Source organism: Diaphorobacter sp. HDW4B (assembly GCF_011305535.1).
GTDB lineage: Bacteria > Pseudomonadota > Gammaproteobacteria > Burkholderiales > Burkholderiaceae_C > Diaphorobacter_A.
Genome location: NZ_CP049905.1, coordinates 1,470,284 through 1,492,101, shown reverse-complemented (window position 1 = coordinate 1,492,101; position 21,818 = coordinate 1,470,284). Strand labels below are relative to the sequence as shown.

The following is a 21,818-nucleotide window of genomic DNA, read 5'->3' as shown; positions in this document are numbered from 1 at the left end:
TCGTGGTGCTATGCGATCAGCGGCCGTTGGCCTGCAGGAACAGACGGTAGGCGGGATTGAGCGTCTCTTCGACATAGGGGTAGCCCAGTGCCTTGAGAAACTGGTCGAACTCGGCCGCGTCTTCCGGTGGCACCTGCATGCCCACGAGAATGCGGCCATAGTCCGCGCCCTGATTGCGGTAGTGGAACAGGCTGATGTTCCAGTGCGGCTGCATCAGGCTCAGGAACTTGAGCAGCGCGCCTGGACGCTCGGGGAAGGTGAAGCGCATCAGGCGCTCATCCTGCGCGAGCGACGAATGGCCGCCGACGAGGTGGCGCAGGTGTTCCTTGGCCAGTTCATCGTGCGTGAGGTCGAGCGCATCGAAGCCGTTCTTCACGAAGTTCTTGGCGATCTTTTCCGATTCGCCACGGCCGTTCGTGGTCAGGCCGACGAACACATGGGCGCGCTTGGAATCGCTGATGCGGTAGTTGAACTCGGTCACATTGCGGGTGGCACCGGGCAGAGTGCCGACCACTTCGCAGAAACGCTTGAAGCTGCCGCGTTCTTCGGGAATCGTCACGGCGAACAGGGCTTCGCGCTCTTCACCGACCTCGGCGCGCTCGGCGACGAAGCGCAGGCGGTCGAAGTTCATGTTCGCGCCGCACAGAATCGCGGCGTAGGTCTCGCCCTTGGTCTTGTGCTTGGCGACATACTGCTTGATCGCGGCCACGGCCAGCGCACCGGCGGGCTCGACGATGGAGCGTGTGTCGACAAAGATGTCCTTGATGGCGGCGCAGACGGCGTCGGTGTCCACGAGGATGTAGTCGTCCACCAGATTGCTCGCCACGCGGAAGGTTTCCTCGCCGACCAGCTTCACGGCGGTGCCATCCGAGAACAGACCCACGTCCGGCAGCGTCACGCGCGCGTGATTGGCGACCGACTGCATCATCGCGTCCGAGTCGTTCATTTGCACACCGATCACCTTGATGTCGGGACGCACGGCCTTGATGTAGTTGGCCACCCCCGAGATCAGGCCGCCGCCGCCGATGGCGACGAACACCGCGTCGAGCTTGTTGCTGCCAAGTGCCTGCAGTTGGCGCAGCACTTCCATGGCAATCGTGCCCTGACCAGCGATCACGTCCGGATCATCGAACGGATGCACGAAGGTCAGGCCTTCTTCCTTCTGCAGCTTGGCCGCGTGGTCGTAGGCATCGTTGTAGCTTTCGCCGCTCAGCACCACCTCGCCACCGAGGGTTTTCACTGCGTCAATCTTGAGTTGAGGCGTCGTGGTTGGCATCACAATCACGGCTCGCGTGCCGAGCTTGGATGCGCTCATCGCCACCCCCTGCGCGTGGTTGCCAGCCGATGCGCAAATCACGCCGCGTGCGAGCTGCTCGGGCGTGAGCTGCGCCATCTTGTTGTAGGCACCGCGCAGCTTGAAGCTGAACACGGGTTGCTGGTCTTCGCGCTTGAGCAGCACCTTGTTGTGCAGGCGGCGGCTGAGGGCCTTGGCGACCTGCAGATCGGACTCGACAGCGACGTCGTAGACGCGGGCGGTCAGGATCTTCTTGAGGTAGTCGAAGGGGCTGAGTGTCTGTTGTTTGTTTGTCATCTGGCGGTCCGTTGGCACTGATCGATGGCAGTGCTTGGGCCGCCATCATAGGAACAAGCTGGCCTGTCCGCAGGGCGGGCGCAGGTAGTTGACGTTCAAAAAGGCAAAAAAATGGCCCCAAACTGTGAAGTCCGGGGCCAAATCCATCCTTTGAGGAGATGGAGGAGACAATTGGCGCACTAAATTGGCTGTTTCCAGCGTCGTTTAGCGCATGAGTTGAATTCTACTCCCAAATCTTGCTGCGATGCAGCAAAATCAGCATGAATTTTTCGTGACGCAGCGTGGTGTTGCGTTGGCGAGTCACTTTTGAGGAATCAAACAATGGAATGCACAGTCAGCTGGACCGGCAACTCGGGAACCCGCTCCGGAATGGGCTTTGTGGCAGAGACCGGCAGCGGCCATGTTCTGGCCATGGACGGCGCACCCGATGCCAACAATCCGCAGAACGGCGGCCAGAATCTGGCGCCGCGCCCCATGGAAACCGTGCTCGCTGGAACTGGCGGCTGCACGGCTTACGACGTGGTGCTGATTCTCAAGCGCGGTCGCCATGATGTGCGTGGCTGCAGCGTCAAGCTCACCTCGGAGCGCGCCGAGACCGATCCCAAGGTGTTCACCAAGATCCACATGCAGTTCACCGTGACCGGCAAGGGCATTCCTGCCGCTGCGGTAGAGCGCGCGATTGCGATGAGTCACGAGAAGTACTGCTCGGCCAGCATCATGCTGGGCAAGACGGCCGAAATCACGACGGGTTTCGACATCGTCGAAGCCTGAAGCTGCCCCTGAGGAGCCAAGGGCGCTCTATGCGCTCTATATATAGTGAGCGGTCGTCGTCATGACCTTGGCGGCGGCCTTCATCAGCAGGCGGGCGGGCGTGGGCAGCTCCTGCGCTCCCGCTGCAAGCGCCTGGGCGGCATGGCGCTCCTCGTCCTGTTGCATGCGGGCGACCACTTGACGCGAGGGTGTGTCGGCTTCGGGCAGAGTGCCCAGATGGCCTTGCAGATGTTCGGATACCTGCCGTTCCGTTTCCACGACAAAGCCGAGGCTGATCCTGTCGCTGATTTTTGCGGCCCCTAGGCCGATGGCGAATGCGCCCGCAAACCACAGTGGATTGAGCAGGCTAGGGCGGCTGCCAAGGGCGTCGAGACGGTCGCGGGTCCAGGCCAGATGATCCAGTTCTTCGCGGGCCGACTCGAGCAGGCTTTCGCGCAACTGCGGATCGCGGGTGACAGCTGCTTGAGAAAGGTACAGCGCCTGCGCGCACACCTCGCCCACGTGGTTCACGCGCATCAGCGCGCCGGAGAGGCGGCGCTCGTCGTTGCTCAGTTCGGGCTCGTCAAAACGACCCGCTGGCGAGGGCTCACTTGCCTTGGGTGATGCAAAAAGGGTACGGAGCGCGGCGTCCGCGGTTCTGAGGATGTGGTCCATTGGGCTCTATTGTCGGCAGAATCGAGCCATCTATAGGTTGTTTACAAAAATAGCCGTATTGCCGGGTTGACGAGGCACCATTTGAGTGCTTTAACTATGGGTTGGGTGGTGTTGCAGCACCGCAACGGAATTCCGGCATTTCGGCGCTTTGTGAGGGAATTCCTTTGCGAAAGATCGCCACCTCTGTTGCAATAGGACTAACTTCCCCACCAGGAGGTTGGCCCGGGGGAACCGGCGGGCTGCACAGAAGTATGTGCCTCTAGTCCCCTTGATCCAGGGCCCTCTGTTTAACCTTGGAGTAACTCGCAATGAAAAAATCACTGATTGCCCTGGCTGTGCTGGCTTCCTCCGGCGCTGCGATGGCTCAATCTTCCGTGACCCTGTTCGGTATCGTCGACACTGGTATCGGCTACGTGAACAAGGCCAATGCAGCTGGCGACAGCAAGTACGGCGTTTACACTTCCGGCAACTACACCAGCCGTATCGGCTTCCGCGGCGTGGAAGATCTGGGTGGCGGTCTGAAGGCTGGCTTCTGGCTGGAAGGCGAAATCTTCGGTGATGACGGCAACTCCGCTGGCTTCAACTTCAAGCGTCGTTCGACAGTGTCCCTGTCCGGCGGCTTCGGTGAAGTGCGTCTGGGCCGTGACCTGACCCCTGGCTACACCAAGACCAGCTCCTACGATCTGTTCAACCAAACCGGTATTGGCCAATTCATGGGCTGGAGCAACTGGTACGGTACAGCTGGCGATGCCAACGGCATCCGTTCGAGCAACATGGTTTCGTACTACACACCTAACATGGGTGGCTTCAACGCTGCCTTCGGTTACGGTTTCGACGAGCAAACTTCCGGCCACGCTGGTCGCTACATGGGTGGTTACGTTGCATATGACAACGGCCCTCTGAGCGTTGCTCTGTCCTACGACGACCGTGACACTGTTGCCGCTAACCGCGATCGCAACGCCCTGACACTGGGTGCTTCGTACAACCTGAACGTTGTGAAGCTGAACGGTATCGTTCAACAGACTCGCGACAAGCGCGACGGCCTGTCGAACCAAAAGGTTAACGCTTACATGCTGGGTGCTTCCGCTCCAGTGGGCGCTGGCGAAGTCAAGATCCAGTACGCTCTGTACGACCAAAAGGCTTTTGACGACGGCAAGTCGCACCAGCTGAGCCTGGGCTACGTGTACAACCTGTCCAAGCGCACTGCTGTGTACGGCAACGTGTCGTACCTGAAGAACAAGGACGGCGCAAACCTGGGTCTGGCTTCCAAGCAGCTGAACACAGACGGTCCTGGCGCTGGCAAGGCTCAAACCGGCCTGCAAGTTGGTATCCGCCACTCCTTCTAATTTCCGGCTGGCATCTGCCAGCTTGAGTTAGAAATGAAAACCGCCACTCTTCGGAGCGGCGGTTTTTTTTCGTCCCTGCTTTCTCCTTCCGTCGCTCGCCAGGGCGTCAATCGTGATGGAAGCGGTTGATCCGTGATGCGTCTGTGTCGCCGAGACGCCGATACCCCTTGGCGGACTGTGGGATCGTGCGCCATTTCGGCGCGTCTCTTGCACGCAATGCAAATGTCCAGACACGCGTCGATTTGTCTGTCAGGGATTTCCCGGCGGCAATTCCGCCGTGCGTAACGGCATAGTGATGACTATTGGACAGGGCGATGACGTTGGCAGGCTTCCTGCTACAGCGCACTGAAGAAGAATCAAGGACTCCCCGCACCACATGCTCGCCTTCATCCTGCGCCGACTGATTCAAGCCGTGATCGTGATGGTCACGGTTGCGTTCATTTCGTTCATGCTTTTCCAGTACGTCGGTGACCCCGTCGTCACCATGCTGGGGCAGGATGCCACGCCGCAGCAGATCCAGGAGCTGCGCGCTTCGCTGGGGCTGGACCAACCCTTTGTTGTGCAGTTCTGGCACTTTCTGGTGAATGCCGCTCAGGGCGACTTCGGCCTGAGTCTGCGGCAGGGCGCGAAGGTATCCCGTCTGATTGCGGAACGCTTTCCTGCCACGCTCGAACTGGCCTTGGTGGCGGCGCTGATTGCGTTGGTGGTCGGCATACCCATGGGGGTGTACGCGGCGCTCAAGCGCGGCACGTTCCTGAGCCAGGTGTTCATGACGCTGTCCCTGCTTGGCGTGTCGCTGCCGACCTTCCTCATCGGCATTCTGTTGATTCTCGTGTTCTCGGTCACGCTCGGCTGGTTTCCGAGCTTTGGTCGTGGTGACGTGATCCAGCTGGGCTGGTGGAGCACGGGGTTGCTCACGGCCAAGGGCTGGCATCACATCACGCTGCCCGCGATCACGCTGGCGATTTTTCAGCTCACGCTGATCATGCGGCTGGTACGGGCCGAGATGCTCGAAGTGCTGCGCACGGACTACATCAAGTTCGCGCGTGCGCGGGGCCTGACGGACCGGGCGATCTATTTCGGTCACGCACTCAAGAACACGCTGGTGCCGGTGATGACCATCACCGGCCTGCAGTTGGGCGGGCTGATCGCGTTCGCTATCATCACCGAGACCGTGTTCCAGTGGCCGGGCATGGGCCTGCTGTTTATTCAGGCGGTGATGTATGCCGACATTCCGGTGATGGCCGCCTATCTCTGCCTGATTGCGCTGATCTTCGTGATCATCAATCTGGTCGTGGACATGCTGTACTTTGCCGTCGATCCGCGCCTTGGCATTGCTGGCAAAGCAGGGGGGCATTGAGATGCAGGCCGCTCGAATCAAGGCTGGTGGTCGTGCCTTTGCGCACATTGCACGCCTGCATCCCGAACTCACCGCGTTCCGGCGCGATCTGCATGCGCACCCGGAACTGGGCTTTGAAGAGAAGTACACCAGCAAACGCATCTCGGAAGCGCTGCGTCTGTGTGGCGTGGACGAGGTGCATGAGCACATCGGCAAGACCGGCATGGTCGCGCTGATTCACGGACAGACGCGTGCCAGCGGCAGCATGATGGGCCTGCGAGCCGACATGGACGCGCTGCCCATGCAGGAGCACAACGAGTTCACTTGGAAGTCGTCCAAGCCCGGCCTGATGCACGGCTGTGGCCACGATGGACATGTGACCATGTTGCTCGGCGCGGCGCGCTATCTGGCAGCCACAAGGCAATTTGACGGTACGGCAGCGCTCATTTTTCAGCCGGCCGAAGAAGGTCTGGGCGGTGCGCGCGTGATGATCGAGGACGGCCTGTTCGAGCGTTTTCCGATGCAATCCGTCTTCGCCATGCACAACTGGCCGCAGATGAAGCCCGGCACGGTCGGCCTCAACGATGGCGCGATGATGGCTGCGGCCGATCGCATCACCATCGAGATCACGGGCCGCGGCGGCCATGGCGCGCATCCCTATCAAACCGTGGATGTGGTGCTGGTCGCGGGCCACATCATCACGGCGGTGCAGGGCATCGTGTCCCGCAACGTGCGGCCGCTCGACAGCGCCGTGATCAGCCTGTGTGCCGTGCAGGCGGGCGATCTGGGTGCCTTCAGCGTATTGCCCGGCAGCGCGACGCTGGTCGGCACCGTGCGCTCGTTCGATCCCGCCGTGCAGCAGATGGTCGAGCGCCGCATTCAGGAGGTCTGCAACGGCATTGCCATGGGCTTGGGCGCGAGCGTGAATGTGCGATACGAGCGCATCTATCCGGCCACCATCAACACCGAAAGCGAAGCTCGCTTTGCCGCAGACGTGGCAGCGTCCATTGTCGGCGCGGAGAACGTGGTGCGCGATCTCGAACCCAGCATGGGCGCAGAGGATTTCTCGTTCCTGCTGCAGAACAAACCCGGTGCGTACCTGCGTATCGGTCAGGGCATGGGCGCGGGCAACAGCACGCTGCACAACAGCCGGTACGACTTCAACGACGACATCCTTCCGCTGGGCGCTGCGCTGCATGCGGGATTGATCGAGCAAGGCATGCCGCTCAGTGTGGCGGAATGACGATGTTGAAAAACACACAGAAGATGAAGCAGATTCACAGAAAGCGCACCCCGTCATGTCGATAAAACAAACTCTGGCCCACTGGTGGGACAGCGATGTGGCGCACAGCTTCCGCTCGTCGCCCGTCGCGATCAGTGCTGCCGTCATCGCGCTCATCTGCATTTTCTGTTCGGTGTTTGCCGGCTGGGTCGCGCCGCACAACCCGTTCGATCTGACGACGCTGGAGCTGTCGGATGCGCGTCTGCCGCCCGCCTGGATCGAGCAGGGCACGTGGAAATATCCGCTCGGCACCGACGACCAAGGCCGCGACATTCTCTCTGCGTTGATCTACGGCGCACGCATTTCGCTCATCGTCGGCTTTGTGTCGGTGGCGCTGTCCATCGTGATCGGCGTGACGCTCGGGCTCGTGTCCGGTGCCAAAGGCGGCTGGATCAACGCGATGCTGATGCGTGCATGCGATGTGGTGTCCTCATTCCCCGCAATTCTGGTCGCGCTGCTGATTGCAGGCGTTGCGCGCGCCGTCTATCCCAACGCGGCGGAGGGCGTGGCGTTCGCGGTGCTGGTGCTGGCCATCGCATTTGCAGGCAGCAACGGCTGGGTGCAATACGCGCGCACGGTGCGCGCAAGCACCATGGTCGAGTACGGCAAGGAATACGTGCAGGCCGCGCGCGTGACGGGCGTGCCGCCGTTTCGCATCATGCGCCGCCATGTGCTGCCCAACGTGCTTGGGCCCGTCATGGTGCTGGCCACGATTCAGGTGGCGACCGCCATCATCACCGAGGCGACCCTGTCTTTTCTCGGCGTTGGCGCGCCCCCCACATCGCCGTCGCTCGGCACGCTGATCCGCATCGGCAACGATTACCTGTTTTCCGGCGAGTGGTGGATCACGGTGTTTCCCGGCGCGATGCTGGTGCTGATCGCGCTGTCGGTGAATCTTCTGGGCGACTGGTTGCGCGATGCCCTCAACCCACGTCTTCGTTGAGGGAGCGAACAAGCCATGTCCTTGCTTGAAGTGAAAAATCTCGTGGTGGAATTCCCGAACCGCAAAGGCACGCTGCGCGCGCTCGACAACGTATCGTTCTCGATTGCGCCCGGAGAAATTCTGGGCGTGGTCGGCGAGTCGGGTGCAGGCAAATCGCTGACGGGTGCATCGATCATCGGACTGCTGGAGCCGCCGGGGCACATCGCATCGGGGCAGATTCTGCTCAATGGCCAGCGCATCGACAACCTGCCGCATGAGCAGATGCGCCACATCCGTGGCCGCCGCATCGGCGCGATTTTCCAGGACCCGCTCACCTCGCTCAATCCGCTATACACGGTGGGCAGGCAGCTCATCGAAACCATCACCACGCACTTGCCGCTCAATGCAGCGCAGGCGCGCGAACGCGCGATTTCGTTGCTCAAGGACACCGGCATTCCGGCAGCGGAGCAGCGCATTGACCACTATCCGCACCAGTTCTCGGGCGGCATGCGACAGCGCGTCGTGATCGCGTTGGCGCTGGCTGCGGAGCCCGAACTGATCGTTGCCGACGAGCCGACCACGGCGCTCGATGTGTCGATCCAGGCGCAGATCATCACGCTGCTCAAGAACATCTGTCAATCGCGCGGCGCGGCGGTCATGCTGATCACGCACGACATGGGTGTGATCGCCGAAACCTGCGACCGCGTGGCGGTGATGTATGCGGGACGCGTGGCCGAGATCGGCCCGGTGCACGAGGTGATCAACCACCCGGCGCATCCCTACACGGCAGGGCTCATGGCGTCGATTCCCGACATGGACGACGACCGCGAACGGCTCAACCAGATCGATGGCGCGATGCCGCGTTTGAACGCCATTCCCAAGGGCTGCGCGTTCAATCCGCGCTGCACGCAAGTGTTCGATCGATGCCGACAGGAGCGACCTGATTTGATGTCTGCAGGCGCAACGCAGGCCGCCTGCTGGTTGCGACAAAGTCAAACTGCCGAGACGGGAGCAGCAGCATGAGCACAGGCAACAGCAACAACGCTTCGGTGACCCAACCGCTGGTGCGTGCGCAGGATCTGGCCAAGACCTTCGACGTTTCTCCACCGTGGCTCAACCGTGTGCTGGAGCGCAAACCCCGTGCCTTGCTGCATGCGGTGGATGGCGTGAGTTTCGAGATTCAAAAGGGAAAGACGCTTGCGCTGGTGGGTGAGTCGGGATGCGGCAAGAGCACCGTGGCGCGTCTGTTGGTGGGCTTGTATGAACCAACGCGCGGCAGCTTCACGTTCGACGGCAAGGACGCGCACGCGGCATTTTCCGGAAGCGACATGCGCAGCATGCGCCGCCGCATCCAGATGATTTTCCAGGACCCGTATGCGAGTCTGAACCCGCGATGGCTGGTGCGCGACATCGTGGCCGAACCGCTGATCGAGCATGGCCTCATCAGCGACAAGGACGCGCTCACGCAGCGTGTGGGCGAGCTGCTGCAATCGGTGGGGCTGGCACCGGCCGACATGGTGAAGTACCCGCACCAGTTCTCGGGTGGTCAGCGCCAACGCATCTCGATTGCGCGTGCGCTGGCGACGGAGCCGGAATTTCTGGTCTGCGATGAACCCACGTCGGCGCTCGATGTGTCGGTGCAGGCGCAGGTCCTCAACATCATGAAGGACCTGCAGCGCCAGCGGCATCTCACCTATCTCTTCATCAGCCACAACCTCGCGGTGGTGCGGCATGTGAGCGATCAGGTGGGCGTGATGTATCTCGGTCGTCTGGTTGAGATCGCGGACAAGCAGGAGCTGTTTTCCAAGCCGCGCCATCCCTACACGCGCATGCTGCTCGATGCGATTCCGAAGATGCACGACACGGGCCGTGCGCGCACGCCGGTGCGCGGCGAAGTGCCCAATCCGCTGAATCCTCCAACGGGTTGTGCGTTCAATCCGCGCTGCCCGCACGCGAATGATCGCTGCCGCGCCGAGCGCCCGCAACTGATCGACGATGGCGGCACCAAGGTGGCGTGTCATGCGATCGAAGAGGGTCGGATCAGGTGTGTGGAGATTGCTGCAGTCTGATCGGCGCAGAGGGTGATCATTGCATGCTGTGTCTTTCCTGTCCGAGTCAGGAAAGACCCAGGATGGCCGCTTCCGCATTCACGCTTTCCAGTCCCGATATCGCCGCTGATCGCACATCGCCGATCCGCGCTTCGAGTTCAATGGTGTCGGGCCACCAGACGCCCGTGCTGAACCGGAGCGCCACGACCTGCGGTCGTCCGGTCCGAGACGATGAACCTTGTTCCCCAGATGCGTTGCGAAATGCAGGGAACCAACACGCTCGTGGTGTTACTCAGTCGAAGAACTGTCAGTTCCTTGGACAACTGGCATTCATTGAACTGAGGAGATCACGGACATGCCAATTCAAAGTATCCCGAACGGGGGAGTGGGGGCTGCGCAGCCAAATGTAGATGCTGGTGCAAATGCGCCTGCAGGTCAGTTGGCAGGCCATCAGGTGCAGGTTGGACAGCCAGCCGCGCCCAGAGCCAATGTGCCTGCCCAGCCTCAGGTTGGCGGGGGCGGCGGCAATGGGTCTGCGCCACCGCCCCTCTTCTCGCGTCTGTTTGGAGCGTCGCCCAATGCAGCATTGGCGCGTGCTGATCGCAAGGTGCGTGAGGGGCAGGTGGCGCTCGACAAGCAGGTCGACAAGATGTTCACTGCGCTTGGGTCGGGCAAGGCAGCGTCGACGGAGTTGGTCAAGTTGGCAAACCAAATGGAGGGTGCTGCCCAGCCAGCCACCCGCAACGGCATGCCATTCAAGGATTTGTTGTCGGCGGTGGTGGTCGCAAAATTGTCGGTGTTGGACGGTGCCGAACTTCAGGAAATGCGCTCCGCATTGGATCAGTTGCCACCCGCCAGCTTTGCGCAGAGCCCCACACTGCATGCGCTCAAGGCGGAAGTTGACCAGCATGCAATTGATCGCGAGCGCGATGTGATGGACAAAGTGTATGCGGATCTGCAACCGTCGCTTGACTACGCGATGGCGTTGGTGACGCAGCAGGTGCTCAACAGCGCAGATTGCACGAAAACGTTTTCGATGCTGCGCGAATTGGCAAGCGACGCTCTGGCGAGCACCGGTTACGGCAAGCTACCGCCTGCGCAGTTCGAGAAGATGGTCAACACCGTGTTGTTGCAGGCCATCGACATGCATGTGGATCCGGAGGCTCCAACGCTTCAGCAGCAAAAAACGGCTGCGGCGTTGACGAGCTTCATCCTGCAAGGCGTATCCAGTGAGGACATGCGAACGTTGCTGATGACGGAAGAGCGCATTGCAGGCGAAGACCCTGGAGCCAGCCGCAATCTGCTTATGGGGGCGGTGACCACGCGCGCCGATCAGTTGGAAACTGCGGTGGTCCATCAAGTGGCGACGGCCGGTGGATCGCCAAGGCAGCTGTCTTCCGTTGCAAGCGATCTGAAGCAGGCGATGCAGAGCTTGAAAGAAGCGCGCCATCATGCGGACGTCAATCATCTGCACATGACGAAACAGCCTCAAATCGATCAGCAGATCAAGCAATTCGCGGCGTCCATGCAGACGCTGACCCGCGCGGAAGTGGCCCAGTTGTCGAGGCATGAACTGGTCGATCTGTTGGCCACCATGAAGGAGCTGGGCATCGAAAAACTGAAGGGGCCGTTGGCAGACGCTCTGCGCGAAGCGACGTTGGGGAAGTTCGCCCTGAATGCCATGCCAGTCATGAACGCCTTGGCGCGTGGTGACATGGCTACTGGCTTGCGCGAGCTGGCGCAACTGACCCATGCCGCGATCAATGAAGCGGAAGTGTTGCTCGATGGTGGTGACGCATTGATGGAGTTGCGCGAGCAGCTCATGTCCTCCGTGCTGGAGTTGATGCCTCCCGAGGACTTCAAGGCGATGGCCCGTCTCGCCCAAACCCCGCAGTTCAGCGATCTGGTCAACGACTTGGCGTCGTTCGGCAACCGAATGATGGTGGACGAGGAAATGTTTGTACCGGGCGCGGGCAAGGTCATTTTCGACAACTCCATCGAACTGCGGATGCTGAAGAAGTGTGCGCAAGACAAGGTGAATCGGGATGGTGTTCAGATCGGAACGGGGCAGCCGAAAGTATTTCCTTCAGCGGTGTCGACGATTGCGCTGGCATACGGCGTGATCGAGGGCTCTGACGGCTTTCCGTTGCAGATCCCGGTACAGGACGTGGGCGCAAACAATGTGGCCAAGTTGGAAAAGGAGCTCGACGAGTTTGTGGCTGAACAATCGCGTAAGCCGGTCAAGCCAGGTTTTTCGCACATCACAGCCTCCTTTGCCGACGATGTCAATCGTGCACAGTACTCTTGGAGTGATGGGGTGCAAACTCATGATCTGAGCGCACATGCCGAACCATTCGATTTCGCGACCTATTCCGCCAATCGGCGCGAAAAAAGCGCGGTGCACAGCGATGCTGATCAGAATCTGTTGCAGTTGACGCAGGGCGATGCGACCAAGGCGAAAAACCTCGCACGCATCTTTCATCAGGGGCTGTTCGCCGGGATGGAGAAGCTCTGCCTGTCAGATCAATCTCCTTATCTGCTGCCTGACGGTCGCATTGTCGCGTTGTCGAAATTCAGCGAGGCGAACCATTTGCATGCCGAGCCCGATGGAAATGGAGGGTTTCTGATTTCTGTCACTGCGCTGCGCTCTGGAGTGGGCGAAGTCTTTGAGACGGAAGCTTATATGGGCATGCACGCACCCGTTCATGCACGCACTGTGAGTTTGAATCCCGAGACCAGCTTCGTCCGCATGACTGCTCACTTTCACATGAATGCCAATGGCGATGTGATTGTTGGCACGCCTGCGGTGACTGCGCAAGTCAGTTTGCAGCCGCTTTGATTGCGGCACGACCCGCGAATGTCATTCAAAAACAAGGAGATCAAATGAGTACCAGTGCAGACCAGTTGATGCGCGATCTGGGACAGAACATCGGCGTGGGCGACGCCTTGCAATTCAACAGCCAGCGTTGCGCCCGCCTCTTGGTGGGCGAGCATCTGGCGGTGGATTTCGAGCATGTCGCGGATGATGAGTTGCTGCAGATGTACAGCGTGTTGGGCAGTCCACCTGTCGAGGGGCGTGAGCAGTTCTATCGTGATTTGCTGAGCGCGAATCTCTTCGGACATGCGACGCAGGGAGGTGTGCTGGCGTGGGATCCGGCGTTCAATCAAGTGTTGCTGACGCGCACGCTGGAACTGGAGAATGCGGCGTCGCCCAAGTTTCTTGCGATGGTGGAGTCGTTCGTGAATGCGGCTGAATATTGGAAGAAGCGTATCGCCGAGTTCGCGCCGGATGTGATCGAGACGTCATCGGCGAAGGCTGATCCGAACGCTTTGACCGTGAGTCCATTCGCCACGCAAATGATGATGCGCGTCTGAGCGCGCATCACATCACTCACATCACCCGCATCCAATCACGTGTACCGCTTGGCCCGCAGATTGTTCTTCATCTGCTGCAGCACCGGTTGCAGCGGCTCGCCGATCTGCAGTGCCACGGCGGTGGCGAGCACGTCGATGATCAGCAGGTGCAGCAGGCGCGAGACCATGGGGCTGTAGCGGTCGTAGCCTTCGGGGTGGTCGGCGGCGAGGTGGATCTCGCAGGTGTGGGCAAGCGGTGATCCGCTGGCGGTGATGGCGATTGTTGTCGCGCCGTTCTTGCGCGCGATGTCGGCGGCGTCCATCAGGTCGCGCGTGCGGCCCGAGTTGCTGATGATGACCGCGCAGTCGCCCTTGCCGAGCATGGTGGCGCTCATCACTTGCATGTGGCCGTCGCTGGTGCTGATGCTGGTGATGCCGAGGCGAAAGAACTTGTGCTGCCCGTCCTGCGCGACGATGCCGGAGTTGCCTGCGCCGTAGAACTCGATGCGCTTGCCGGTCTGCCAGGTCGATGCGATGGCTTTGGCGGCGCGTTCCAGCGCGGCGGTGCTGGCGGCATTGCGGTATTGCAGAAAGGCGGCGACGGCGTTGTCCACCACCTTGACGAGCACGTCGCCGGTCTTGTCGTCGGCGTCCACGCTGCGGTGGATGAAGGGCACGCCTTCGCTCACACTGCCTGCGAGCTTGAGTTTGAAATCGGCCAGGCCGTCATAACCCATGCTGCGGCAAAAGCGCACGACGGTGGGTTTGCTGACGTTGGCGCGTGCCGCGAGTTCGCGCACCGGCAGATGAGAAAAGGCGCGGGGATCATCGAGTACGAGCTGCGCCACGCGTTGTTCTGCGGGCGCGAGCGAGGGAAGCGATGCGGTGATTCGGTCTAGCATTCTTCCATCCAGGTATTGCCATCACGGGCGACCAGCGCGCTTGCTGCGCTGGGCCCCCAGGTGCCTGCGGCATAGGGCCGCGGGCTTTCGTCGGAGTCTTTCCAGGACTGCATGATGGGTTCTACCCAACGCCATGCAGCCTCTTGTTCGTCGGCGCGCACGAAGAGATTCAGGCGACCGGCGATCACGTCGAGCAGCAGGCGTTCATACGCGCCCACGCGCTCGCTGCCGAAGCGTTTGTCGAAGTCCAGATCGAGCTGCACGGGCGCGAGCGACTGCGCATCGACACGTGCTCCGCGCTTGTCGTTGCCCGCCGAGAACAGATGCAGCGCAAGGCCATCACGCGGCTGCAGATGGATCACCAGACGGTTCGCCATGCCGAGCGGCGTGCGGTAGATCGGGTGCGGCGCGGGCCGGAAATTGAGCACGATGTGCGCCTCATGCGCGGCCAGGCGCTTGCCGGTGCGGATGTAGAACGGCACGCCTGCCCAGCGCCAGTTGGAGATTTCGGTGCGCAGCGCGACGAAGGTTTCGGTGCGGCTGTCGGGCGCGACGCCGGGCTCGTTCAGATAACCGGGCACGCGGTCGCCGCTCAGGCTGCCTGCGGTGTACTGGCCGCGCACCACATCGCGCGACAACGTGGCCGGGCTCCAGGGCGCGAGCGAGCGCAGCACCTTGAGTTTTTCGTCGCGGATCGCATCGGCATGCGCGTTGATCGGCGGCTCCATGGCGATCGCGCACAGCAGTTGCAGCGCGTGGTTCTGCACCATGTCGCGCAGCGCGCCCGTGCCTTCGTAGAACGAGCCGCGCTTTTCCACGCCGATCTTCTCGGCCATGGTGATCTCCACGCTGGCCACGGTTTCGCGGCGCCACAGGGGCTCGAACAGCGCATTGCCGAAGCGCATGGCCAGCAGGTTCTGCACGGACGGTTTGCCGAGGTAGTGGTCGATGCGGAAGATCTGCTTTTCGTCGAACACCTTGCGCACGGCGGCGTTGATCGAACGGTTGGACGCCAGATCGTGGCCCAGCGGCTTTTCCAGCACGACGCGGGTGTGGGGTGTGTTCAGGCCCGCCGCACCCAGTTGTTCGCAGGTGGTGGTGAACAGGTTGGGGGCGGTCGCCAGATACAGCACCACCGTGTCCGCGCCGCGTGCACGCAGGGTTTGCGCAAGGCGTTCGTAGTCGGCGGGCTGGGACAGATCCATGCGCAGGTACTGGAGCAACTGCGCGAATTGCTCGAATTCTTCGCTCTTGGGGCGTTTGTCGGACTCGACCGCATCGAGGCGGCTGGCGATCAGCGCGCGGTAGGCCTCGTCGCTCAGATCATCGCGTGCGACGCCCAGAATGCGCCCGCCAGCAGGCAGCGAGCCGTGTCGCCAAGCCTGAAAAAGGGCGGGCAGCAGCTTGCGCCAGGCCAGGTCGCCGGTGCCGCCAAACAAAACCAGATCGAAACTCATGGCGCAAAAAACTTTGTGAAGTGGTAACTTGAGGACTGAGTTCCGATGTTACCGAGTTTCATCGGCGGACAATACGGGTAAAACCAATTCCATTGCTGCGAATACACTCTTGGGTTGCCAAACCTCATCGGCGGACCGACAGAGGATGTTCCGAGACCCTTGGATGAGGAGAATTTTCATGACGAATCAACTCGACGCACTCAAACAATTCACGACCGTTGTCGCGGACACCGGGGACTTTCACCAGCTCAGCGCTTTTCAGCCGCAGGACGCGACGACCAATCCGTCGCTGATCCTCAAGGCCGTGCAGAAGCCTGAATATGCGCCGCTGCTGCAGGAATGCGTGACGCGCTTCAAGGGCCGCGACATCGACGAACTGATGGACCGCCTGATCGTGCGCTTTGGCTGCGAGATCCTGTCGATCATTCCGGGCCGCGTGTCCACCGAAGTCGATGCGCGCCTGTCGTTCGACACCGAAGCCACCGTGGCGCGCGCCGAGCGCATCGTCGAGCTGTACCAAGCAGAGGGCGTGCACATCGACCGCGTGCTGATCAAGATCGCGTCGACCTGGGAAGGCATTCAGGCCGCCAAGCAGCTGGAAGAGCGCGGCATCCACACCAATCTCACGCTGCTGTTCTCGTTCGCCCAGGCCGTGGCGTGCGGACAGGCGAAGGTGCAGCTGATCTCGCCGTTCGTCGGTCGCATCTACGATTGGTACAAGAAGCAGGCGGGCGCGAACTGGAACGAGGCCGAGATGGCCGGTGCCAACGATCCCGGCGTGCAGTCCGTGCGCGCGATCTACAACCACTACAAGCATTTCGGCATCAAGACCGAGGTGATGGGCGCGAGCTTCCGCAACGTCGGCCAGATCATCGCGCTGGCGGGCTCCGATCTGCTGACCATTGCTCCCGATCTGCTGGCCAAGCTGGCCGAAAGCAACGAGCCGATCACCCGCGCGCTCGATCCAGAGGCCGCTCGCAAGCTCGACCTGCCCGCCGTGAGCTACAACGAATCGGGCTTCCGCTATGCGCTCAATGCCGATGCCATGGCCACCGAAAAGCTGGCCGAAGGCATTCGCGCCTTTGCCGCCGATGCGGCCAAGCTTGAACAGATGATGTTGGCTGCTGCATGATTGATCCGAGAACCCGCTGCGACCGGACGGCAGCCTGGCCACTGTTGACAGCGCACTATGAGCAGACGGGGCGCGGCTTCAATGTGCGTGAGGCGTTTGCGGCAGACGGCGAGCGGTTTTCGCGTTTCAGCCAGCAGGCGCCGCTGGTGTTTGCGGACCTGTCGAAGAACCTGATCGATCAGCGCGTGCGCGAGCTGCTCACGCAACTGGCAGGCGAATGCGGCGTCGAGGCCTACCGCGACGCGATGTTCGCGGGCGAGCCGATCAACAACACCGAGAACCGCGCGGTCATGCACTGGCTGCTGCGGACTCCGGCGAACTACCAGTCGTCCAACGCCTTCATCGCGCAGAGTCACAAGGAAGTGCACGAGACGCTGGATGCGATGCTGAAAATCGCCGAAGGCGTGCGCGCCAACGATGCGATCACCGACATCGTCAACATCGGCATCGGCGGCTCCGACCTCGGCCCCGCGATGGCGGTGAAGGCGCTCGAAGACTTTGCGCATCTGGGCAAGACACTGCATTTCATCTCGAACGTGGATGGCATGGAGCTTGGCAGTGTGCTTCGCAAGATCAAGCCCGAAAGCACGCTGTTCCTGATCGCCTCCAAGACCTTCACCACGGCCGAAACCATGCTCAACGCACACGCCGCGCGCAAGTGGTTTCTGGCGCAGGGCGGGGCGGTGGAGCGTGACGCGAAGCTCTCGCTCAGCAAGCATTTCATCGCGCTCACCACCAATCTGAAAGCGGCCTCGGAGTTCGGCATCGACACCACGCTCGGCTTCTGGGACTGGGTGGGCGGGCGCTACTCCATGTGGTCGGCGATTGGTCTACCGATTGCCATCGCCATCGGCGAGCAGAATTTCCGCGAGATGCTGCGCGGCGCGCATGCGATGGACGAGCATTTCCGCACAGCTCCGCTGGAGTCGAACCTGCCGATTCGCTTGGGCCTGCTCGACGTCTGGTACCGCAATTTCCACGGCTTCACGAGCCGCAGCATCGCACCCTACAGTCACGGCTTGCGCCGTCTGCCCGCGTATCTGCAGCAGCTCGAAATGGAGAGCAACGGCAAGGGCGTGGACGCGCAAGGCGAGATCCTGCCGTACGCCACCTCGCCCGTGATCTGGGGCGAGCCGGGCACCAACGGCCAGCACGCGTTCTTCCAGATGATTCACCAGGGCCCGGACATCGTGCCCGTCGAATTCATCGCCCTGCGCGAAGGCGGCCACGACCTGCCGGACCACCATCCGCGCCTGTTGGCCAACGCGCTGGCGCAGGCGCAGGCGCTGATGGTCGGACGTCCGGGCAGCAGTGGCCACAGCTACTTCACCGGCAACCGACCCAGCACCTTCCTAGTGCTGGAGCGGCTCGACCCGGCTTCGTTCGGTGCGCTGATCGCGCTGTACGAACACCGCGTGTTCACCAGCGGCGCGATCTGGGGCATCGACAGCTTCGACCAATGGGGCGTGGAACTGGGCAAAGTGCTTGCCAAGGAGCTGGAGCCGCTGTTGGCTGAGGGCGACAGTGAAAAACTCGACCCTTCCACGGCAGGGTTGCTGCACTACCTGCAGTCGCACCAGAATTAATTTACTACTTGGTGCAAACCTCTATTGGGCTTTGAAGCCCTTCTGAACGATAGTGAGGCAGGCCGAACAACCAACGCGCAATCCGCGTGGTTGGCTCGCCCGCATCACTGCTACGAACAGAAGGAGACAGATCCCATGAAGCTCGTTTGGACCAGCCTTGCGCTGGCTGGCATGTTGACCGCCACCGTCGCCGCGCAGGCACAGCAGGCTCCCGCAGGCACGATGGAGAAGATCCAGAGCGCCGGCAAGATCGTTCTCGGCGTGCGCGAAAGCTCTGCCCCCATGGCCTACGCCATCGGCGCGGAACGCAAATACGCAGGCTACCACGTCGAACTCTGCGAAAAGGTGATGGCACGCATCGCGCCCAAGGTGAAACTCGAATACATGGCGCTCACCGCGCAGAACACCATGCCGTTGGTCGAAAACGGCACGGTCGACATGGGCTGCGGCCCCACCACCAACAACCTCACACGCCAGAAACAGGTCTCCTTCGCCGTCACCACCTATGTCAGCCAAGTGCGGATGGCGGTGCGCGCGGATTCGGGCATCACCTCGTTCAAGCAACTCGACAACAAGAACATCGCAGCTTCTGCAGGCACCACAGCCGTGCAGTTGCTGCGCAAATACGGCAAGGACAACAACGTCAACCTGCCTACAGCCTTGGGCAAGGACCACTACGAGAGCTTCCTCATGCTCGAATCCGGCCGCGCCGACGCCTTTGTGCTCGACGACAACCTGCTCGCAGGCGTCATTGCCAGCAGCAAGAACCCCGATGGCTACAAGATCGTTGGCGAAGTTCTGGGCTCGGAGCCCATCGCCTTGCTGTTCCGCAAGGACGACCCGACCTTCAAGAAAGCGGTCGATGGCGCACTGACCGAGTTGATGAAATCCGGCGAAGTCGCCAAGGTTTACGACAAGTGGTTCATGCAGCCGATTCCTCCCACGAACAAGCCGCTGAATCTGCCTATGAGCGACATGCTCAAGCAGTTGCTTCAGGCGCCTAATGACAAGCCTTTGGAGGCTTACGCTAATTGATTGGGTGGTTTGTGCTCATTCAGCGCTTGCTAGGGGGTTGAGGGCGGGTGCCGGGAGTTCGCCCCGGCGGGCGAGTAACTTTTTGCTTGCGCCAAAAAGTCACCAAAAAGCGCTTTGAATTCGGGGTCACGCGGCAGAACTCACTTTGCGCCGTAGGCGCTCCGTTCGGGCAACCGCCGCGAGTCAGAGGTTTCATAAGAGGTGTGTTACGGCACTTCGCGTTGCTCGTGCTGCATCTCGCGACCTCGCGAGATGCCTGGGTACAAGCCGCATGACGAATTGAACTCTCGCGCGAAAACCAAGATCATTTCGTCGCGATGCTTGCGCCTCCGCTGCTGCATCGCAGAATGCAGCAGTGCCCTCCCCAGCTTTTGATCTGACTCACGATAGTTGCCCGAACGGAGCGCCTTGGCGCGCAGTGAGTTCTATCGTGGGTATTCAAAAGCGATTTTTGGTGACTTTTTGGCGCAAGCAAAAAGTTACTCGCCCGCCGGGGCGAACACCCGGCACCCGTAAGTAAACACGTATCTGAAGCCAGCTTCATTCAAACAAACAAACAAAAAACCCGCAGATCCAAAGACCTGCAGGTTTTTTTGTTTGGAATGACTTCCGGGTTTCCAACGGCTGGAGCCTCTACCCACCAGCCGCCGGAGCAGGGGTAATTACATGCCCATGCCGCCCATACCACCCATGCCGCCCATGTCAGGCATGCCGCCAGCAGCGTCATCCTTAGGTGCTTCAGCGACCATGGCTTCGGTCGTCAGCAGCAGGGATGCCACGGAAGCAGCGTTCTGCAGAGCAGTACGTGTCACCTTGGTTGGATCCAGAATACCCATCTCCAGCATGTCGCCGTAGGTGTCGTTGGCAGCGTTGAAGCCGTAGTTGCCCTTGCCGTTCAGCACAGCATTCACGACCACCGATGGCTCGCCACCGGCGTTGGCCACGATTTCGCGCAGTGGAGCTTCGATGGCCTTCAGAACCAGCTTGATACCAGCGTCTTGTTCGGCGTTGTCGCCCTTCAGGTCGCCGATGGCTTGCTTGGCGCGCAGGAATGCCACGCCGCCGCCTGCCACGATGCCTTCTTCCACAGCAGCGCGGGTAGCGTGCAGGGCGTCTTCAACGCGGGCCTTCTTTTCCTTCATTTCGACTTCGGTGGCAGCGCCCACCTTGATCACGGCAACACCGCCGGCCAGCTTGGCCACGCGCTCTTGCAGCTTTTCGCGGTCGTAGTCGGAAGTGGCTTCTTCGATCTGCACGCGGATTTGCTTCACGCGGGCTTCGATGTCTGCACCTTGACCAGCACCGTCGATGATGATGGTGTTTTCCTTGCCCACTTCGATGGTCTTGGCTTGGCCCAGATCGGCCAGGGTGACCTTCTCGAGGGACATGCCGACTTCTTCAGCGATGACCTTGCCGCCCGTCAGGATGGCGATGTCTTCCAGCATGGCCTTGCGGCGGTCGCCGAAGCCAGGAGCCTTCACAGCCACCACCTTCAGGATGCCGCGGATGGTGTTCACCACCAGAGTAGCCAGGGCTTCGCCTTCGACTTCTTCAGCGACGATCAACAGCGGACGGCCAGCCTTTGCCACTTGTTCCAGTGTAGGCAGCAGATCGCGGATGTTGCTGATCTTCTTGTCGAACAGCAGCACGAACGGGTTGTCCAGGATTGCGGCTTGCTTTTCTGGGTTGTTGATGAAGTAGGGCGACAGGTAACCGCGGTCGAACTGCATGCCTTCAACGACGTCGAGTTCGTTGTCCAGGCTCTTGCCGTCTTCAACGGTGATCACGCCTTCCTTGCCGACCTTGTCCATTGCGTCAGCAATGATCTTGCCCACGGATTCGTCGGAGTTGGCCGAGATGGAGCCAACTTGAGCGATTTCCTTGGAAGTGGTGGTCGCCTTGGATTGCTTCTTCAGCTGTTCGACCAGAGCCACAACAGCCTTGTCGATACCGCGCTTCAGATCCATGGGGTTCAGACCGGCGGCCACGTACTTGGAGCCTTCGCGCACGATGGCTTGAGCCAGCACGGTAGCGGTCGTTGTACCGTCACCGGCGATGTCGTTGGTCTTGGAGGCCACTTCCTTCACGAGCTGAGCGCCCATGTTCTGCAGCTTGTCCTTGAGTTCGATTTCCTTGGCCACGGACACGCCGTCCTTGGTCACGGTAGGAGCGCCGAACGAGCGTTCCAGAACCACATTGCGACCCTTGGGGCCCAGGGTAACCTTGACTGCGTTGGCGAGAATGTTCACGCCTTCAACCATGCGGGCGCGTGCTTCGCCGCCGAAAACTACGTCTTTTGCTGCCATTTTTGGCTCCTAAAAGAAATTCTTGAGAATGGGTTTTGATGAGGGGTGGCCCGTCATGCGCTCATGTGAGCCAAGCGGGCCAGCAAGCGCCAG

Annotated in this window: 17 protein-coding genes; 12 read left to right on the top strand and 5 right to left on the bottom strand. The window is 61.0% G+C overall.

Annotated elements, in window-relative coordinates:
- Positions 1 to 16: 16 nt before the first annotated feature.
- Positions 17 to 1,591, bottom strand: a complete 1,575-nt coding sequence (gene ilvA / locus G7048_RS07005) for a threonine ammonia-lyase, biosynthetic (protein ID WP_166067437.1) — start codon at positions 1,589 to 1,591, stop codon at positions 17 to 19.
- 321 nt (positions 1,592 to 1,912) lie between these two features.
- Between ilvA and G7048_RS07000 the strand changes: the two genes are divergently transcribed.
- The gene (locus tag G7048_RS07000; RefSeq protein ID WP_166067436.1) at positions 1,913 to 2,362 is read left to right on the top strand and encodes an OsmC family protein; all 450 of its coding nucleotides are present in this window, start codon (positions 1,913 to 1,915) and stop codon (positions 2,360 to 2,362) included.
- A 36-nt stretch (positions 2,363 to 2,398) separates the two neighbouring features.
- Here G7048_RS07000 and coq7 read toward each other — a convergent pair whose 3' ends face one another.
- A complete protein-coding gene (coq7, locus tag G7048_RS06995) occupies positions 2,399 to 3,016 on the bottom strand; it encodes a 2-polyprenyl-3-methyl-6-methoxy-1,4-benzoquinone monooxygenase (protein WP_166067435.1) in 618 nt (205 codons plus the stop codon).
- Between the two features lie 308 nt (positions 3,017 to 3,324).
- On the opposite strand from coq7, the gene G7048_RS06990 reads away from it, so the two are divergent.
- The 8 genes from G7048_RS06990 to G7048_RS06955 all read left to right on the top strand — a co-directional run bounded on the left by G7048_RS06990 (position 3,325) and on the right by G7048_RS06955 (position 13,328).
- Complete coding sequence (locus G7048_RS06990) at positions 3,325 to 4,362, top strand: porin (RefSeq protein WP_166067434.1); 1,038 nt, start codon at positions 3,325 to 3,327, stop codon at positions 4,360 to 4,362.
- A gap of 376 nt (positions 4,363 to 4,738) precedes the next feature.
- Positions 4,739 to 5,722 (top strand): ABC transporter permease, encoded by a 984-nt coding sequence (locus G7048_RS06985; protein ID WP_166067433.1) that lies wholly within the window; start codon positions 4,739 to 4,741, stop codon positions 5,720 to 5,722.
- A gap of 1 nt (position 5,723) precedes the next feature.
- The gene (locus G7048_RS06980; protein WP_166067432.1) at positions 5,724 to 6,944 is read left to right on the top strand and encodes a M20 aminoacylase family protein; all 1,221 of its coding nucleotides are present in this window, start codon (positions 5,724 to 5,726) and stop codon (positions 6,942 to 6,944) included.
- Positions 6,945 to 7,005: 61 nt separating this feature from the next.
- Positions 7,006 to 7,926 (top strand): ABC transporter permease, encoded by a 921-nt coding sequence (locus G7048_RS06975; RefSeq protein ID WP_166070845.1) that lies wholly within the window; start codon positions 7,006 to 7,008, stop codon positions 7,924 to 7,926.
- Between the two features lie 15 nt (positions 7,927 to 7,941).
- On the top strand, positions 7,942 to 8,928 hold the full coding sequence (locus tag G7048_RS06970) for an ABC transporter ATP-binding protein (RefSeq protein ID WP_166067431.1): 987 nt from the start codon (positions 7,942 to 7,944) through the stop codon (positions 8,926 to 8,928).
- The gene (locus tag G7048_RS06965) at positions 8,925 to 9,974 is read left to right on the top strand and encodes an ABC transporter ATP-binding protein (protein ID WP_166067430.1); all 1,050 of its coding nucleotides are present in this window, start codon (positions 8,925 to 8,927) and stop codon (positions 9,972 to 9,974) included. Before G7048_RS06970 ends, G7048_RS06965 begins: the two co-directional genes overlap by 4 nt.
- 565 nt (positions 9,975 to 10,539) lie before the next feature.
- Complete coding sequence (locus G7048_RS06960; RefSeq protein ID WP_166067429.1) at positions 10,540 to 12,792, top strand: hypothetical protein; 2,253 nt, start codon at positions 10,540 to 10,542, stop codon at positions 12,790 to 12,792.
- Between the two features lie 44 nt (positions 12,793 to 12,836).
- The gene (locus G7048_RS06955) at positions 12,837 to 13,328 is read left to right on the top strand and encodes a type III secretion system chaperone (RefSeq protein ID WP_166067428.1); all 492 of its coding nucleotides are present in this window, start codon (positions 12,837 to 12,839) and stop codon (positions 13,326 to 13,328) included.
- A gap of 35 nt (positions 13,329 to 13,363) precedes the next feature.
- Here the strand turns inward: G7048_RS06955 and G7048_RS06950 are convergent, their stop codons facing one another.
- Complete coding sequence (locus G7048_RS06950; RefSeq protein WP_166067427.1) at positions 13,364 to 14,209, bottom strand: MurR/RpiR family transcriptional regulator; 846 nt, start codon at positions 14,207 to 14,209, stop codon at positions 13,364 to 13,366.
- Positions 14,203 to 15,666 (bottom strand): glucose-6-phosphate dehydrogenase, encoded by a 1,464-nt coding sequence (zwf, locus tag G7048_RS06945; protein WP_166067426.1) that lies wholly within the window; start codon positions 15,664 to 15,666, stop codon positions 14,203 to 14,205. The genes G7048_RS06950 and zwf overlap by 7 nt, the downstream gene beginning before the upstream one ends.
- Positions 15,667 to 15,844: 178 nt before the next feature.
- Here zwf and tal point away from each other — a divergent pair, with 178 nt between their 5' ends.
- From tal to G7048_RS06930, 3 genes are all read left to right on the top strand, one after another.
- Positions 15,845 to 16,798, top strand: a complete 954-nt coding sequence (gene tal / locus G7048_RS06940; protein WP_166067425.1) for a transaldolase — start codon at positions 15,845 to 15,847, stop codon at positions 16,796 to 16,798.
- The gene (pgi, locus tag G7048_RS06935) at positions 16,795 to 18,384 is read left to right on the top strand and encodes a glucose-6-phosphate isomerase (protein ID WP_166067423.1); all 1,590 of its coding nucleotides are present in this window, start codon (positions 16,795 to 16,797) and stop codon (positions 18,382 to 18,384) included. Before tal ends, pgi begins: the two co-directional genes overlap by 4 nt.
- 135 nt (positions 18,385 to 18,519) lie before the next feature.
- Positions 18,520 to 19,419 carry an amino acid ABC transporter substrate-binding protein gene (locus G7048_RS06930; RefSeq protein ID WP_166067422.1) on the top strand — a complete coding sequence of 300 codons (900 nt, stop codon included), beginning with the start codon at positions 18,520 to 18,522 and terminating at the stop codon, positions 19,417 to 19,419.
- A 662-nt stretch (positions 19,420 to 20,081) separates the two neighbouring features.
- Here G7048_RS06930 and groL read toward each other — a convergent pair.
- Positions 20,082 to 21,725, bottom strand: coding sequence for a chaperonin GroEL (groL, locus tag G7048_RS06925; RefSeq protein ID WP_166067421.1), 1,644 nt, complete (start codon positions 21,723 to 21,725; stop codon positions 20,082 to 20,084).
- Positions 21,726 to 21,818 lie beyond the last annotated feature (93 nt).

Bases quoted from the DNA above. Each gene is read 5' to 3' on its own strand.
- ilvA (WP_166067437.1), bottom strand. From the start codon at position 1,591: ATGACAAACAAACAACAGACACTCAGCCCCTTCGACTACCTCAAGAAG.
- G7048_RS07000 (WP_166067436.1), top strand. From the start codon at position 1,913: ATGGAATGCACAGTCAGCTGGACCGGCAACTCGGGAACCCGCTCCGGA.
- coq7 (WP_166067435.1), bottom strand. From the start codon at position 3,016: ATGGACCACATCCTCAGAACCGCGGACGCCGCGCTCCGTACCCTTTTT.
- G7048_RS06990 (WP_166067434.1), top strand. From the start codon at position 3,325: ATGAAAAAATCACTGATTGCCCTGGCTGTGCTGGCTTCCTCCGGCGCT.
- G7048_RS06985 (WP_166067433.1), top strand. From the start codon at position 4,739: ATGCTCGCCTTCATCCTGCGCCGACTGATTCAAGCCGTGATCGTGATG.
- G7048_RS06980 (WP_166067432.1), top strand. From the start codon at position 5,724: ATGCAGGCCGCTCGAATCAAGGCTGGTGGTCGTGCCTTTGCGCACATT.
- G7048_RS06970 (WP_166067431.1), top strand. From the start codon at position 7,942: ATGTCCTTGCTTGAAGTGAAAAATCTCGTGGTGGAATTCCCGAACCGC.
- G7048_RS06965 (WP_166067430.1), top strand. From the start codon at position 8,925: ATGAGCACAGGCAACAGCAACAACGCTTCGGTGACCCAACCGCTGGTG.
- G7048_RS06955 (WP_166067428.1), top strand. From the start codon at position 12,837: ATGAGTACCAGTGCAGACCAGTTGATGCGCGATCTGGGACAGAACATC.
- G7048_RS06950 (WP_166067427.1), bottom strand. From the start codon at position 14,209: ATGCTAGACCGAATCACCGCATCGCTTCCCTCGCTCGCGCCCGCAGAA.
- zwf (WP_166067426.1), bottom strand. From the start codon at position 15,666: ATGAGTTTCGATCTGGTTTTGTTTGGCGGCACCGGCGACCTGGCCTGG.
- tal (WP_166067425.1), top strand. From the start codon at position 15,845: ATGACGAATCAACTCGACGCACTCAAACAATTCACGACCGTTGTCGCG.
- pgi (WP_166067423.1), top strand. From the start codon at position 16,795: ATGATTGATCCGAGAACCCGCTGCGACCGGACGGCAGCCTGGCCACTG.
- G7048_RS06930 (WP_166067422.1), top strand. From the start codon at position 18,520: ATGAAGCTCGTTTGGACCAGCCTTGCGCTGGCTGGCATGTTGACCGCC.
- groL (WP_166067421.1), bottom strand. From the start codon at position 21,725: ATGGCAGCAAAAGACGTAGTTTTCGGCGGCGAAGCACGCGCCCGCATG.